Source organism: Streptomyces sp. NBC_01750, from assembly GCF_035918095.1.
Classification (GTDB): Bacteria; Actinomycetota; Actinomycetes; order Streptomycetales; family Streptomycetaceae; genus Streptomyces.
The window spans coordinates 8,622,756-8,637,818 of sequence record NZ_CP109137.1; the positions used below are offsets into that span (position 1 = coordinate 8,622,756).

The 15,063-nt window shown below is 67.9% G+C and carries 13 protein-coding genes; 8 read left to right on the forward strand and 5 right to left on the reverse strand.

Annotated features, from left to right (window positions below; genetic code table 11):
* The first annotated feature begins 515 nt into the window (after positions 1–515).
* Positions 516–1,412 carry a serine hydrolase gene (locus OG966_RS38850; protein ID WP_326654818.1) on the forward strand — a complete coding sequence of 299 codons (897 nt, stop codon included), beginning with the start codon at positions 516–518 and terminating at the stop codon, positions 1,410–1,412.
* A gap of 262 nt (positions 1,413–1,674) precedes the next feature.
* The gene (locus OG966_RS38855) at positions 1,675–2,634 is read left to right on the forward strand and encodes an aldo/keto reductase (protein WP_326654820.1); all 960 of its coding nucleotides are present in this window, start codon (positions 1,675–1,677) and stop codon (positions 2,632–2,634) included.
* Positions 2,635–2,686: 52 nt separating this feature from the next.
* Here OG966_RS38855 and OG966_RS38860 read toward each other — a convergent pair whose 3' ends face one another.
* The gene (locus tag OG966_RS38860) at positions 2,687–3,523 is read right to left on the reverse strand and encodes a helix-turn-helix transcriptional regulator (protein WP_326654822.1); all 837 of its coding nucleotides are present in this window, start codon (positions 3,521–3,523) and stop codon (positions 2,687–2,689) included.
* A gap of 664 nt (positions 3,524–4,187) precedes the next feature.
* Between OG966_RS38860 and OG966_RS38865 the strand changes: the two genes are divergently transcribed.
* Positions 4,188–4,868 (forward strand): pyridoxamine 5'-phosphate oxidase family protein, encoded by a 681-nt coding sequence (locus OG966_RS38865; protein WP_326654823.1) that lies wholly within the window; start codon positions 4,188–4,190, stop codon positions 4,866–4,868.
* Positions 4,869–4,922: 54 nt separating this feature from the next.
* Here the strand turns inward: OG966_RS38865 and OG966_RS38870 are convergent, their stop codons facing one another.
* Positions 4,923–5,984 carry a PP2C family protein-serine/threonine phosphatase gene (locus tag OG966_RS38870; protein ID WP_326654825.1) on the reverse strand — a complete coding sequence of 354 codons (1,062 nt, stop codon included), beginning with the start codon at positions 5,982–5,984 and terminating at the stop codon, positions 4,923–4,925.
* Positions 5,985–6,342: 358 nt separating this feature from the next.
* Here OG966_RS38870 and OG966_RS38875 point away from each other — a divergent pair, with 358 nt between their 5' ends.
* The 3 genes from OG966_RS38875 to OG966_RS38885 all read left to right on the forward strand — a co-directional run bounded on the left by OG966_RS38875 (position 6,343) and on the right by OG966_RS38885 (position 9,615).
* On the forward strand, positions 6,343–6,849 hold the full coding sequence (locus tag OG966_RS38875; protein ID WP_326654826.1) for a hypothetical protein: 507 nt from the start codon (positions 6,343–6,345) through the stop codon (positions 6,847–6,849).
* Positions 6,850–7,374: 525 nt separating this feature from the next.
* Entirely contained in the window at positions 7,375–7,668 is a 294-nt protein-coding gene (locus OG966_RS38880) for a hypothetical protein (RefSeq protein ID WP_326654827.1), read from the forward strand.
* Positions 7,669–8,112: 444 nt separating this feature from the next.
* Positions 8,113–9,615: an MFS transporter gene (locus OG966_RS38885; RefSeq protein ID WP_326654828.1), complete on the forward strand. Its 1,503-nt coding sequence runs from the start codon at positions 8,113–8,115 to the stop codon at positions 9,613–9,615.
* A gap of 148 nt (positions 9,616–9,763) precedes the next feature.
* On the opposite strand, the gene OG966_RS38890 is transcribed toward OG966_RS38885, so the two are convergent.
* Positions 9,764–10,744: a trypsin-like serine peptidase gene (locus OG966_RS38890; RefSeq protein WP_326654831.1), complete on the reverse strand. Its 981-nt coding sequence runs from the start codon at positions 10,742–10,744 to the stop codon at positions 9,764–9,766.
* Between the two features lie 292 nt (positions 10,745–11,036).
* Between OG966_RS38890 and OG966_RS38895 the strand changes: the two genes are divergently transcribed.
* The gene (locus OG966_RS38895) at positions 11,037–12,317 is read left to right on the forward strand and encodes a hypothetical protein (protein ID WP_326654832.1); all 1,281 of its coding nucleotides are present in this window, start codon (positions 11,037–11,039) and stop codon (positions 12,315–12,317) included.
* An 87-nt stretch (positions 12,318–12,404) separates the two neighbouring features.
* Here OG966_RS38895 and OG966_RS38900 read toward each other — a convergent pair whose 3' ends face one another.
* Both OG966_RS38900 and OG966_RS38910 read right to left on the reverse strand, forming a co-directional pair.
* Positions 12,405–12,950, reverse strand: a complete 546-nt coding sequence (locus OG966_RS38900; protein WP_326654833.1) for a DoxX family protein — start codon at positions 12,948–12,950, stop codon at positions 12,405–12,407.
* A gap of 775 nt (positions 12,951–13,725) precedes the next feature.
* Positions 13,726–14,199: a hypothetical protein gene (locus OG966_RS38910; RefSeq protein ID WP_326654834.1), complete on the reverse strand. Its 474-nt coding sequence runs from the start codon at positions 14,197–14,199 to the stop codon at positions 13,726–13,728.
* Between the two features lie 92 nt (positions 14,200–14,291).
* Between OG966_RS38910 and OG966_RS38915 the strand changes: the two genes are divergently transcribed.
* Positions 14,292–14,648, forward strand: a complete 357-nt coding sequence (locus OG966_RS38915) for a MerR family transcriptional regulator (protein WP_326654835.1) — start codon at positions 14,292–14,294, stop codon at positions 14,646–14,648.
* Positions 14,649–15,063 lie beyond the last annotated feature (415 nt).

Here is a 15,063-nt window from a genome sequence, read left to right on the forward strand (position 1 = left end):
GCTGCCTCTTCAGCGTCCGTGTCGCGCCTACTCCCGGAGCCTTCCGCTCTGGTGCGGATCGCCGTGCCCCGATGTTGGAGGCCGGCCGCGAATCAAAGTGCCGAGGGGGTGGGGACTGCGGCGGTGTGTGCCGCGCAGCCCTGAAGCCGTGCGGGGTGAGAGTGGGAGATGCACGAAGCCCGGCCGCACGAAGTAGGTTGACAAGCATCACACACGAAGAAAAGGCATAAAACGGACAATTCAGCATCTTCTTCGTGTTGTTCTCACCCTCGCCCCTGTTAGGGTCCCGTTGTTCAGGGACCGGGACGCTCGTCAGGCTGCCCGCCGGTGAACAAGCTCGGGCTCCTGTGCCGCCTCCCGTTTTTACGCTCTGCAGCGCCAGTCTTGCGGGGCGGCCCAGTCGGGCGGCGAGACAGCGGCCAACGCCCGCCAACACTTGCAGGGCGTCGAACTCCCAAACAGGTCGCGGACGGCCTGCCGACGTGATCGCAGACACGGAGCGGGACGGAATTTTCATGCTCGGAACGCACATATCGACCCGCGCGCGACGGGGCCTGGCCACGGTCTTGGCTGCCGGGACAACGCTCGCTGCGCTCGCAACGGCCGCGCCGGCCGTGGCGAGCATCGCCGGCGCAACGGTCGGCGGTGCGCAGGTCACGTGCACGTCGCGACAGCCAGGGCTGGCGGACCGTCTGTCGAAGGACATCGCAGGCGCACTCCGCGGGCGCCAGGGGGCCGCCGCGCTCGCGCTCTACGACCGGCGCACGGCGACCTCCTGCGCGTTCAGGGCCGACGCGGCATTCGATTCGGCGAGTGTGGTCAAAGTCACGGTACTCGGAGCCCTCTTGCGGCAGGTCATGGAGGAGCACCGCTACCTCACGCCGCACGAGGTGGACCTGACCACTGCCATGATCACCAAATCGGACAACGACGCGACGTCCACCCTGTGGCGACAGATCGGTCCCAAGGGCATCCAGCACTTCCTGACCCTGGCGGGAATGCGGGACACCGTCGCGGGGCCGAAGGGCTATTGGGGGCGCACGCAGATCACCGCGAGTGACGAGCTCAAACTGCTGCGCCTGCTCTCCTCGGACAACCCGGTCCTCGACCGGAACGCACGCGCATACGCCCTCGGCCGGATGAACCGAGTCGTCCCCGACCAGCGGTGGGGGGTGTCGGCCGGGGCGCCCGGCACGGCGACGGTCCATCTGAAGAACGGCTGGCTGCCGCGTGCCACCAACGGCTGGCGCGTGCACAGCATCGGCGCGTTCACTGGCGGAGGTCACGAGTACGAGATCGTCGTGCTCTCCCACGGCAACCGCACGATGAACGACGGCGTCGCCACCGTCGAAGGCGCTTCCCGCATCATCAACCGCGACCTGAACGCGCCGAAGACTCCAACGGCCTCCTAGTACTCCACTCCCGGCTCCTGCCGTCGCTGGTCGGATCCGTGCTTCTGAGTGTGCCCGGCTCATGTCTCGCCACGTACTGGCGAGCTGGGAAGCGCACAGCTGCCGAGATGGCGACGGCCGTCCCGCAGCGGCGCTTCGGCAAGGCCATCGGCGAAAGCCGTCCTCGTCGGCGTCCACAGCCTTGAGCAGCTCGTGGAACGCAGTCCTCGACTGCGTGCCGCTGGGTGGACCCGAGCCGGCTGTTCAGCCGTAGGGTGGCGCAGTGACGACGACGGTGGAAAAGACAGCAGCCGACCGGCTGGTCTACGGGTGTATGGGGCTCGGTGGCAGCTGGGACCGAGAGCCTTACGGTGCGAGGGACATCGCGACTGCGGAGGCTGCTGTGCAAGCGGCGCTGGACAGTGGCATCACTGTCTTCGACCATGCGGATATCTACCGGCATGGCAAGGCCGAGGCGGTGTTCGGCGAGGTCATGGACCGTGCACCGGAGCTGCGTGAGCGCATCGTCGTGCAGACGAAGTGCGGCATCCGTCTCGCGGACGGTGAGCGGCCGGGCATTTACGACTTGCGCGGGACCACCATCGTGCAGCGGGTGGAGGAGAGCCTGGCCCGCCTGCGCATCGATGTCCTCGATGCGCTGCTGCTGCACAGGCCGGACCCGTTGGCGGACCCCGACGACGTCGCTGCGGCATTGTCCTCGCTCCACCGGCAGGGGCTCGTGCGGCGCTTCGGCGTCTCGAACATGAGCGCCGCGCAGATCGCGCACCTGCAGAAGTCCCTGGATCTGCCGTTGGTCGTCAACCAGTTGGAGATGAGCTTGCAGCGACGGGACTGGGTCGAGGCGGGCGTTGTGGTGAACACGGACCAGGCGGCGGCCATCGGTTTTCCGCTCGGAACGCTCGAGTACTGCCGCGCGAACGACGTGCACGTCCAGGCGTGGGGGGCCCTCGCTCAGGGCCGCTTCACCGGTCGCCAGGAGACACCGGACGAGCATGCGACCGCACGTCTCGTCGCTGCGCTGGCCAAGGACAAGGGCACAAGTCCCGAGACGATCCTGCTGTGGTGGCTGCAACGGCACCCCGCCCGCATCGCACCGGTCATCGGTACCGCACGTCCCGAACGCATCCGTGCCTGCCGCGACGCCGCACTGGGCGAGCCGCAGCTCAGCCACGAGGAGTGGTACGACCTCTGGCTCACCGCCCGCGGGGCGCCACTTCCGTAAGGCGGGCCCAGTGCCATCCCTGCCCCTGCGGCGCTCACCGTTGCGAAGGGAGTTACCCGAAAGCCTGCGGTCCGACGGCGCAGAGGAGTGCCAGGGCTTGGTGGTCGGGTGTACCCGGAGCCGCCGTGTAGACGACCAGGCGGAGCGCCGAGCCGGTGGCCTCCAGGACATCGCAGTTGAGTGTCAACCGCCCTACCTCGGGGTGCTCGACCGATTTGAGTTGCGAGGTGCTCGACGCGACGTCGGTCCGCGCCCAGAGTTCCATGAAGCGCGGGCTGACCGACTGCAGTTCGTCGATGAGCCCGATCAAGTGCGGGTCGTCGGGGAACCGCCCGAGGCTCGCGCGCAGGTCAGCGACGGCGTACGCCTCGAAAGCCGCGGCTTCGGCGGGTGTACGGATCACTCGCGACGGCAGTCCGGTGAAGTGTCGGCGCAGGACGTTGCGTTCACCGTCCTCTCCCGTCGCGTCGTCACCCAGAAGTGTGATCGCCAGCGGGTTGGCCAGGACGACGTGCCAACCGCGGTCGACCGCCACCACCGCGGCATCGTTCAGCCGGTCGATGATTCGCTGCAGTCCCGGCGTGACGTGCGCGGACGCGATCCCGGGCGTTGGCGAGGAGTGTCCGGCCAGCCGGTAGAGGTGGTCGCGTTCCTCCTCGCTCAGCCGCAAGGCACGCGCCAGGGGGCCGAGGACCGAGGCTGAGGGCCGTCCTGCGCGGCCCTGTTCGATCCGGGCCAGGTACTCAACCGATAGCCCGGCCAGGGTGGCGAGTTCCTGGCGGCGCAGCCCTGGCGCGCGCCGCCGCGGGCCGGTCGGCAGGCCGACTTCGGCGGGTGCCAGACGGTCCCGCCAGGCGCGCAGGCAGCTGCCCAGGTCGGCGTTGCTCATGGCTCCATTCTGGCGGATCCGGGTAAGCGGAGGGTCGCCCTGCGAGTACCAGGATCATCCAGGCATCCTCCGTCCTGGACGGCCCGCGATGGCTTCGGGCACCCGCCGGCGCCGGACGACGAGAAGACCCACCAGGCGCACGATCCCGCCGGCCACCGTGGACCAACCGGTGCTGCGGGGTGCGGACTTCAGGGATTTCCGGCTGCCTACCGGGTGGTGACGGGTCCGCGTACCTGGGCTGTGCGGCCGACGACGCCCTGGTGTCTTGGCATGGGGCCGAGGTCACAGGGGCCGGTCGGGGCGACTGCAGGTGATCGATGTGAGGGCGTCCGCTTTCGCGCGCACCGGTGATCAAGTGCCCTCGCACACCCCCGTGATGGCTACGTGAATGATTTCGTTGAGTCACCAGGTGCACACAACTAATTTCGTTGGCTCATGGCGAATTCATTGCGGTATCGGTAGCATGCGGTTGTGGAGGCTGACTGCCTGGGCAGGCCCTTGCGCACTGCCCGTAGGAGATCCGGGACCGCACGTCGACAGTGCCGGATGACGCTCCCGCCGTCGGCCGGTCGTCTCCACCGGCCCCGCCCGTCTCGGTGCGCGACTCTGTGCCGCCCACCGCGCGCCAAAGGCCCTCATTCAACCGCTACTTGGAATAGGTCACGTGAACCAGAGCCCACTGCCGCCCACACTGCCCGCGACCGACCGCACGCGTCACCGCCGGCTGCGGGAGCAGGGGAGCCTCGACCGCGCAGCCCTCGACGCGATCTTGGATGCCGGCTTCATGTGCCATGTCGGTGTGGTCGTCGACGGGCATCCCATGGTCGTCCCGACCGTCTACGGAAGCGACGGGCGGAGCCTGTACTTCCATGGCTCGGTGGCAAGCAGGAGCCTCGTCGCCGCGCCGAACGCCAAGGTGTGCGTCACGGTCACGTACGTGGACGGCCTCGTCCTCGCCCGGTCGGTGTTCGAGCACGGCGTCAACTACCGCAGCGCGATGATCTACGGCACGCCCCGTCTCATCACCGACCCTGAGACGAAACTCGCCGGTCTGCGCTGCCTGACCCAGCACGCCGCTCCTGGCCAGTGGGATTACGCACGTCAGCCGGACCGCAAGGAGCTGGCGGCCACCGTGCTGCTCGCCCTGTCGCTGGAGGAAGCCTCCGTCAAGATCCGCACCGGCGGACCCGACGACGGCGACGGACCCGACGCCGAACTAGGGGTATGGGCCGGCGTCCTGCCCCTGGTGACCTCCTTTGGGCAGCCGGAACCCGATCCGGTGCTCAAGGAGGGCATCACCCCGCCACCCCACATCACCGCTCGCAGCGGCACCCGCGTGGGGTGACCACGCCCGTCCCCGCCGCTCAAGAGTCTGTACTGCGCCGACCTGTTGGCCGGCTTATTCGTCGACCCTTTCAGCGAGGACCATCGCCACATCGTCTGCCAGGCGGCCCTGAGTGTGGCGGATCAATTCCTGGTGCAGTTGCTCCAGGAACTCGGACGGGGTGCGCGCCTGCACCGCTTCCATGGCCTCGGGCAGGGCGAAGAAGTCGTTGTCGCGATTGCGGGCTTCGATCACGCCGTCCGTGTGCAGCAGCAGATGGTCGCCGGGTGCGAACGGATAACTCTCGGCCTTGGCGGGAAGACCCGTGATCAGGTCTTCCAGACCGAGGGGCGGCAGTGGTGAGGTGGGCATCAGGGCCTGAACCCTGCCCTGGTGCAGCACCAGCGGCGCCGGATGGCCACGGTTGACCAACTCGACCATGTGCGTGTCCAGCATCTGAGCCACAAGCACGGTGACGAACGATTCCGCCTGATCTTGCGCATCCTCCTCCTGATCGATCCCCCGCGGCATGGCGCGCTCCCGTCGCAGCGCGGCCGCGCAGTGGTTGATGACCTCCGCCAGATCATCCTCGTAGTGCACGGCCTCCCGGAAGGCGCCCAGCACGGCCGCGGCCGAGCGCACAGCAGGCAGCCCCTTGCCGCGGACGTCTCCGACGATCATCCGGACCCCGTACCGGGTCTGTACAGCCTCATACAGATCACCGCCGATCTCCGCCCCGGTCTCTGCCGCGAGGTACATGCTGGCCGTCCGCACAGGGCCCAGCCGGGCGGGCACGGGCCGCAGTATGACTCGTTGTGCCGCTATGGCGATCCGGCGTACCTGGTTGAGTTCATTCTGCCTGCGTGTATGCATCACACTACTGGTCGTGACACTGGCTGCGGATACCAGGAGAATCGCCAGGAAGTTCGTGTAAACCTGCTGACTGCCCCACGCCTGGTTGTAGGTGGCGGTGCTCACGCTGACGGCCAGGGCGACCGCCGCTGCCGCGAGGGTGCCTTTGGGGCCCATCGTCACCGTGGCCAGCGCCGGCGTCGCGGTCAGGAGGGGGCCGGTATACAGAAAGTGTGCGGGCGAGAACTCGATCGCGACCACGACCAGTGCGATCGCGAATGGCACACACTGCGCGACGGTGACGAGGAGCCGGTTGTGACTGCCGGCTGCTGGTTGAGAAGCTGAGCGGAAGGGCGACCGCATGGGTACAGCCTGACTCATTGAAGTGGAGCGTTCCACTCATCGGGCTCACGAGGAACGCGGCACCGGTGCTGTCCCACTGGCCCGGGAGGTTTCGGATGACCGATCTCCGTCGCGTGGTCGACAACCCGGCGGTGTGGGCGCCGGTCGATCAGACCGCCGAAACGCCGGACATAGAGCTGGCCTTTCGGTGAGCAGGCCGCGTTGCGCACCTCAATGAGGGAGACATTCGTCGGGGGTGACGGGGCAGACGCGCTGCATGCAGGGACATCATGCGCTGCCCATGACCACCGCACCGCCCATCACCACCGCACTGCGTCGGCTGCGCTTGAAGCCGGCCTTGACGAAAGAGCGCCGGCACGGCAGGCACGCGCGCCCTGGACGGATCAGGGGGCGACGGCATCGCAGAATCCTCGCTTACCGTGCCATTGAGCTCCTGCAGTCTCCCGCGCCAGAGGGGAAGGGGCGGCAGTGCCTGCTGCTGGTGCACATCCGCAAGGTGATCGGGCAGGTGATGTACCAGGTATGCGGTCAGTGTGCCCAGGGCGTGATCACTGGCGTGGCCATGGAGGGCCAGTTCCACGGCAGCGGGCTCGGGACCAGGGCACTGTCGCATCTGCGGGCGCGGTATCCCGGAGTCGCATGGCGGAGCACACTCGACCGGCGCCTGACTCGTGATCTTCTGCGCAGGATGCGTATTTCTGCAGCAACTGCACACGCGGTCTGTTCCCACTTACGGCCGGCGGAAGACGATGACTGCGGCGTTGCCGTCGGTGCCATGCCGAGGTGACCTGCCCCGTCCGTGAGGTGCCACGGCCGGACCCGGATGATGCCCCGGTGCCGTGAACGGTTGCTGCGGGCTGGACGGCTGCGACGGGCCGAATTCGGTGTGTCGCTTCTGTGCGGCGGAGACTGCGGTCCAACGGTCTGATTGCTGGACGCCGCAAGAAGTCGTACTCCTGGCCGAGGCGGTGGAGTTGGTCCTGGCACCGGCCGGCAGGGAGCTGGGTGAGTGACGTGCGCTCGGAGCACATCGCCGATCGGCCCGCCCCCGAGCCGAACGGTTTGATGCCCGACGTGTGCGACGGAGGCCCGCCGAAGAACACGGCCGTGCGTTGAATGACGCCTTCAGCTGCAGTACGGCGTCTCCCGGACCCTTGTCGCAGGAATAACGACCCGAGTCGGCGGACAACAGCCACTACGTACACCTGCGCCAGTCTGCGGACGGACCTGCACTCCGCAACTCGACAACCCTGGGACCAACATGACCAAGCCTTCTCACTCCCGTGTGCTTCCCGAAGGAGACACATCAGACATGGGCGAGCCCATCCCCGCGACCAGAGCCGCGTGGTCTTCCGTTCGTGAACAGGCCACTGGGATGACACACCACGAGGCCAAAGCCGCGCTCAGAGCCGCACAGCACTCGCTGGAAGAGAGCTCCGCATCGGACGAGCAGCGTGAGCGACGGGAAATCGAGGAAGCGGAATGGCAGCGCATCGTGGAAAGCCTGGCGGACCACGACGGGCCTTACGACCCCGCGAGCGACCCGTTTGTGCAGGGGCAGCTCGCCGGCCAACAGGACCAGGAGGCCGCCGACCGGACTTCGTGAACCGCACGAGGCTCTTCCTCGCCGCCGGGCTCCTGCCTGTCCCGGCGAGCGCCGCCGCCACTGCCTCATCGGTCGGATCAGGTATGTCGGCGGTCTCGACTCGGCGGCCGACCGGCACCACGGGCAGTCCCAGCCGGTCGCCCTTCTCTCCTGTGTGCGTGTTGCTGTCGCGCGCGTGGCACGGCCGGCCGCTGGGACGGCTCGACCGGTAAGCCGGCAGCGGCGGGGCGCGCACGAGGGAGTCTTGGGAGCTTCGCAGTCGGCGGGGGTCGGCCCGCGATATGACGCCGTGTGGGCTGTCTGCCTGCCGCACACAGGCTCCCGCACGACGCCCGCCTGCGCACCGAGTTGGGCCGACCTCCCTGTTTGACGCTTTGAGCCGGGGGTACTCGGGTGCAGGCCCGGCGCACAGGCGAGGGCGTCGACAGAAGAAGGAGGCAGGCCATGAGTCAGGCCGCGGAGTCGACGACCGGGACCATAACCACCAAGGTTCCCGCGCGACTTGACCGTCTTCCCTGGTCCCGGTGGCACTGGATGATCGTGATCGGTCTGGGCACCGTCTGGATCCTGGACGGTCTGGAAGTGACCGTAGTCGGCAACATCGCCGCCCGGCTCTCGGAGGACGGCAGCGGCCTGCCCATCACGGATGCGCAGGTCACCGGTGTCGCCGCGGCACTCTACGTGGCCGGTGCCTGCTCAGGCGCGCTCTTCTTCGGCCGGCTCACCGACCGCTACGGCCGCAAAAGGCTCTTCCTGATCACCCTCGCGGCCTACCTCGCGGCCACGGCGCTGACCGCCGTGTCCTTCTCCGTCTGGTGGTTCTTTCTCTTCCGCTTCCTCACCGGTTTCGGCATCGGCGGCGAGTACGCGGCCATCAACTCGGCCATCGACGAGCTGATCCCGAGCAAATACCGGGGCCGCGTCGATCTCATCATCAACGGCAGCTACTGGCTCGGGGCCATGGGCGGCGCCCTGCTCTCGGTGGTGGCGCTGAACACCGACATCTTCCCCAAGGACGTCGGATGGCGGCTGACCTTCGCGCTCGGAGTCGTACTCGGACTTGTCATTCTTCTGGTGCGCCGTCATGTGCCGGAGAGTCCGCGGTGGATGTTCATCCACGGGCGGTCACAGGGGGCGGAGCAGCTCGTCGACGGAGTGGAGCGGCAGATCGAGGCGGAGACGGGCCGGGCATTGCCCGAACCCGAGGGAGCCATCACCATCGAGCAGCGGCGCAGCACCGGATTCCTCGAGATCGCCAGGACATTGTTCCGCTCCTATCCCAAGCGGGCGGCGCTCGGCTTCGCGCTCTTCATCGGGCAGGCGTTCCTGTACAACGCGATCACCTTCGGCTTCGGATCGATCTTGGTGAAGTTCTTCGACGTCTCCAGCGGCTCGACCGGCTACTTCTTCGCGGCCATCGCCTTCGGCAACTTCCTGGGCCCGCTGCTGCTGGGCCGGCTCTTCGACACCATCGGCCGCAGGCCGATGATCGCGGGCACCTACATCCTCTCGGGGCTTCTGCTGTTCGTTACGGCGTGGTTCTTCAGCAACGGCTGGCTCAACGCCACGACGATGACGGTGTGCTGGGCGGTCGTGCTCTTCTTCGCCTCGGCCGGCGCGAGTTCGGCGTATCTCACCGTCAGCGAGATCTTCCCGATGGAGACCCGCGCCATGTCGATCGCGTTCTTCTACGCCATCGGCACAGCGGCGGGCGGCATCTCCGGGCCGCTGCTTTTCGCCGATCTGACGGCGAGCGGGGTCGTGGGCGACGCAGTGCTGGCGTTCTGCGTCGGTGCTTCACTGATGGTCCTGGCCGGTCTGGTGGCTGTCTTCTTCGCCGTGGCCGCGGAGCGCAAGCCCCTCGAGGCCATCGCCACTCCCTTGTCCGCCCGGCAGGCGCAAGGCAGCAGTACGCCGGGCGCCCCCGCTCCGGCAGCGTCTCCCTGATCCGTCGCCATTCGCGTCGCCGCCGTCGGTCTGTTGTGGCGTACGACAACGGTGGCGACGACGCCTGCTGACGCGATCAGGGTGAGTCCGCTGCCCGCCACAGCGGCGGCGGAACGGTAATGCGGGCATGAGGCTTTGCCGCTGTGGCTCAGGAACTTGGGCCTGCGGGCGGGGCGCCGGTGATCGCGGCGCGGTAGAGGGCCTGCGTGGCGGCGCCGAAGTAGGCGCTGTACGAGACCTGGGGGGTGTTCCCGCCGGTGTGGTAGCCGCCGATGACCCCGATCACCGCCCAGCCACCCGGCCACGGCACCAGCATCGGCCCGCCGCTGGTCCCGCCCACGAAGGCGTCGCAGGCGATGCGCGGGAAAGTGCCCGGGTCGGCCGCGTCATCGCTGGCCCACTTGGTGGTCCAGCTCCAGCACTCCAACGGCTTCTGCGCCCTCGCCGGATACCCGATCATCCGCACCGGCGCGTGGTAGTACCCCGTCCCGGTGAGCAGCCGCACCCCACCGACCGCATCCTGGAGTCGAGTCCCGTCCTGGTTGGGCTCTGTGACGGCGAAGGCGAAGTCGTACGCGGCCCCCGCGTGCTCGCCCAGGTCGTAGTACTGCTGCGGAACATAGACGCCGTTGTTTCTGATCGGGAAGATGCCGAAGGGCTTGAGGCCGTCGTGATACTGCGGCACGAAGCCCAGGTTGCGCTTGGGGGAAGTGCCGGAGTAGCCCTTCAGACAGTGCCCGGCGCTGAGCACCAGGTCGCGGCCGGGGCTGCGCACCACGGAGCCGCTGCAGGTGCGCCCCGTGCCGGTGGTGTCGCTCCAGAAGAAGGTGCCGGCCTGGGGCATGCCGTCGAAGCTCTTGCTGGGTGGGATGTACTCGCCCGGACGAGGGCCGTCCGCCGTGGGGGAGACGACCCGGTTCGTCAGCCCCGTCCCGGAGCGTGGGCCGGTGTCGCCGGGCCGTGCGGACGCCATCCGGGCCTTGGTCCAGTAGGTGTTGAGCCGGACGGCGACCGGGTTCGGCCCGGCCGGGGGGCCGTCGGCGGATGCTGCCGGGGCGAGCCCGGCGGAGAGCAGCAGGGCTGCGGCGAACGCTGCGGCGTGTCGGATGAGCCTCGTTCTACGCACCATCAGTTCCCCTCTGGCCGGAGACAAGTGACGGCTCACCATACGAGGGGCGCGGTGCAGGCAGAAGTGCCCGAGAGAGTGGCCGGAGTCGCGAGGCCGGATTGTGCGGGACCAGCCGGCGACCCCGCACCGCATCCCGGCCGGGAAAGCAGATCAGCGGCTGCCGACCCTCGGCATACGCAGCGGAGACCAACGTCCCCACGTCCGCGGCAAGCTCCTCGAGTTCTTCCTTCTGCAGCAAACCGTTGGTGAGTAGAGGCAGCCGCCATGGGAAGAACGCCGGAGGGGGTGGTGGATGGTGAGCACCGACTGCTTGGGGCGCATCCTCATCGCGGTACTTCCTGCAAGGCTCGTCGGGGAAGATCCACCATGCGGTTGGGAGTACGGTCCACTGCCAGTGCTCCATGACGGTCTGTGCGCACATCTGGCGATGAGAAGGTCTCATTTCCTCCCCGCTGTTTCAAAGGTGCTGTATGGCACCGCGGAAGCGCCACGGCGCTGGCACCGACGCGTCTCCCTGGACAACGGCAGCGCCACGTTGGAGGCACTGGAACTCCAACTGGTCGATGCCGCCGACGGGGATCGGAACGCCTTCGTGATCATGCACCTGCGAATCGACGATTCCGAAGTTCTTGATGTCGCCCGGTTTTTCGCGGGACGCCCCAAAGCTCCCTCATGGAATCTTCCTGGCACAGAGCTGTTGGACGGAGTGGCCACCATCACGTGGCAGGGCCGTGCCGCCTTTCCTTTTGTCCACCTCAAGTCGTGGGACGCGCCCTACACGTTGGCCCTCGTCACGCCGGAACAGGCGCCACTGCCTCAGGTGTACCCGGCGGAAGCCGGGGTTCCGTGGGACGCCACCGACGAATGGCTCTTCACACTCGCCTCTCGCACATCTCTCGCTGACTATCCACCGCATCCCGACAGTCACGAAGAGCTCGTTGGCCCCGCCATGAACCACTCCGCCTCGTGGAAAAACCTGGTGCTCAACCAAGGAGCGGCATTCGTGGGCCTGCGGCCGGGCAATCCATTCCACTCGGTCTGCGAACTCTATGTAAGGACCCTCTATCTCGACACCCTTCTATTCGGGATCCTGCAGAGCGATCGTCTGGCGGAGTTGGCCGGTGAGGCAACGGAGGCGCTGGGCTCCAAAGATCTTCCATCCAGGCTCGGCGCCTTGGAAAGTGACCTAGCCGTCTTCCGTAGTCTCTACTGGAAACAGGTGCTGTCTGCGGACAACCGGACCAACGATCTGTTCCTGGCCTTCCAGCATCAGCATCGACTGATCCCTCGCTACGACCGGGTCGTCACCGAAATCAGTGAGCTCAACCGGATCGTTCAGACCCAGGAAAGCCGTCAGATCGGATCTGCCCTGGGCATCCTCACCGTCTTGGGACTCCCTCTGGGGACAGCCTTCAGCGTTCTCGACGTGCTCGGAGTGCACTCACCGCAGGGCCTGCTGGTGGCTATGGCCGGCACCGCCACGCTTTCCGGCGCCATGCTGCTTACCCCGTACGGACGCACTGTGCTGCGCTCTTTACGGGCGATCTTGCCGGGTGACAGGCAGGGCAGGTGAGGCCTCCCCGACCGCTCGACCGGGCAACCGGCGGCGGTCGGGGCAGGGCCGGGCGGCGCCCTCCGGGGTTCGCCGCAGCCGCACCGCCTACAGCATCAGCACGATGATCGCTCCGATACTGCCGGCCAACAGGGCGAAGAGCGCAGGGCCCCAGCCGCCGTCGCGCCAGGGGAAGAAGCGGTCCAGCGCAAGGCTGCCGGGGCCCACGGCGGCAACGGTGAGCGCCACGACAGCAAGGGTCATGGGGAGTTCGATGCCGCCCGTCTCGGCCCACAGTCCGTGGTCGGCGCCCACGGCCATGGCGTTGATCATGACGCCGAACACCGCCGCCGAGGCAAGCGGGGTGAGCAGGCCGAGGGCCAGCCCCAGGCCGCCCAGGAGCTCGGAGACGCCTGTCAGCCCGGCGAAGAAGACGCCGGGTTCGTACCCGAGGGCCGCGAACCCCTTCCCCGTGGCGTCGAGACCCGCCCCACCGAACATGCCGAACAGTTTCTGGGCCCCATGACCTGCCATGATCAGCCCGACGGTCAGCCGCAGCAGGAGCAGTCCGGCGTCGGCGGCGCCCACGCGCGGCGGCGAGAGTCCCGTGCCGGTGGCAACGGAGTGCCGAGGACCCTCGGTATGGATTTTCATCTGAAGTCACCTCCCGCACCGTCACCGATGCGGGCGCGCACACTGCGCCCGTAGCGGCGGTGCTGTGGGGTGGAGCGGTTGTCGGGGCCTGTGTGCCGCGCGGCGGCCGGGGATGATCAGGCACCCTGCGAGCCCGCGCTCGCACCGGTTGTACGGCCCCGGTATGCCCCCGGTATGCCCCCGGAGCGGACTCCCGGCAGGGGCGGCTGCCGAGGAACTGCCGAGCGCTCCGTCCCCCGGGAGGCGGGCGCCGGTTACCGGTCGCACGGCCTCCTCACACCCGATACTGCGCTTCCCTCACAGGTGGAGTCCAGATTCGGAACTCCCTCGGTGTCCGTGCTCGTGGGAACGGCGGGGCATGAGCGGTGGAGTGCACGGCGTGCACATGAAGACACCGTGTGCCGGACGCTGTGCCGGTCGTCTCCCGCTTCCACGCTCAAGCGGGAAGTCGTCACGATCCCGACATGGAGGAGTACACATCGTGAGCAGGCCCTGTCCCGCCCTGCCGACCACCGCCGTTCTGGGCATCGCCCTCGTGGCGCTCGGCGCCGCCGCATCCGCCAGGCGTCAGCCTGGTGATCGCGACGGTCAAGGAAGGCTGTCTGCGCCGCCGGGTGGCTGTGCCGCTCTGGTCATCTCGCCCGTGTCCGCCCCAACCGGCCTCTTGGTTGGAGGTACTGACCGATCCGTTCGGACGGCTGCGGTGGGTCTCGCCCGCTGCCCGGCGCCACTCACGATCTGACCGCCACCCGCACCCACGGCATCATCGACGATCTCAACGACGCCGACCTGCCGTGCTGGGCGGACAAGGGACGGGATCGTCCCCGAGGTTGGTACGTCGAGCCCACCACCACGGCACAAGCTGGACGATGCCGAACGCCACCTCGACAGCGAAGAACAGCCACAGCCAGCGCGGGGCTCCGTGGGCCAGCGCGTACGCCTGCCACGCGGCGAACAGCGTGCGCGCGACGCCGTCGAGCAGTCCATGCACGGGCAGCGGCTTGACGATCCGCAGGAGTGCCCAGACGACCACAACCGAACCCATCAGATTCGCGTACAGGGTCTGTATCGGGTCGCGTTCGGGCAGGACGCCCAGCCCGAACGCGTCACCCAGCGACGACAGCGCGCCGTGCACGAGCGCGTAGGTCCACGGCGTGGCAAATCCCGCTGTGACCACGAGGTCATACCAGGCACTGGCCCGTACGACGCGAAGATAGGCGAGGCGGGAAGGGGCGAAAGCATGGTTCACGACGAGGCTCCTGATGGTCTCCGGCATCGATGCCACGACGGTAAACAGTGGAGTACTCTCCAAGGTCAAGTCGCCGGTCCACGGGGAGGGTTATGCGAATCGGAGAGCTGGCCGCGCAATCGGGAATGACCAAGGACACCATTCGCTTCTACGAGAAGATCGGCCTCGTCACAGGTCAGCGGCTGGCCAACGGTTATCGCGATTTCCCGCCGGAGACAGTGACCTGGCTGCAGTACGTCCGCACCGCACAGACTCTCGGCTTCTCGCTGGCCGAGATCGCACGGACCGGAGAGGAACTGCGCGAAGCGCCAGACACCGCTGAGGCGTTGTCTGCGCTGTTCGAGGAGAAGATCAAGGTGATCGATGCGCGCATGGCGCAGCTTGCGGCCCTGCGGGCCGACCTCGACGCGCGCGTCGGCACCGGATGCCCGTTGCGGGCGGCCGGCTGAGCCCTGAGCTCTTTCCTGGCTCCGCATGGGCAACTGGTTGGGACCCGGTGGCCGTCAGACCGTCCGGCCGACGGGGCAAGCGGTGCCGGCGCCGTCGCAACAGCACCCAGGCCGGGATTCGCTGCATCGGCGAGCAGACCAGGGCTGCCCTCGGAGCACGTCACCCCGATCGTCCCCGTCGTCCTCGTGCTTCACCACGCTCAACGGGAGAACAGGCTCATTGGCTCAGCCGCCGAACTGATCAACCTGCGGCGCGGCCACGGCCGGGCTGGAGCCCAGGATCACGCTGCCGAGCACGGCAGCCCCCGCCGCGACTGTCTTCAGCATCCGGCGCATGGCGTCCCCCTCTGTATTGCCGTTGATGAGGTTCGAACTCCAGGTCAATTCGAGTCGGGGAACTGGCCAGCAGATGGCC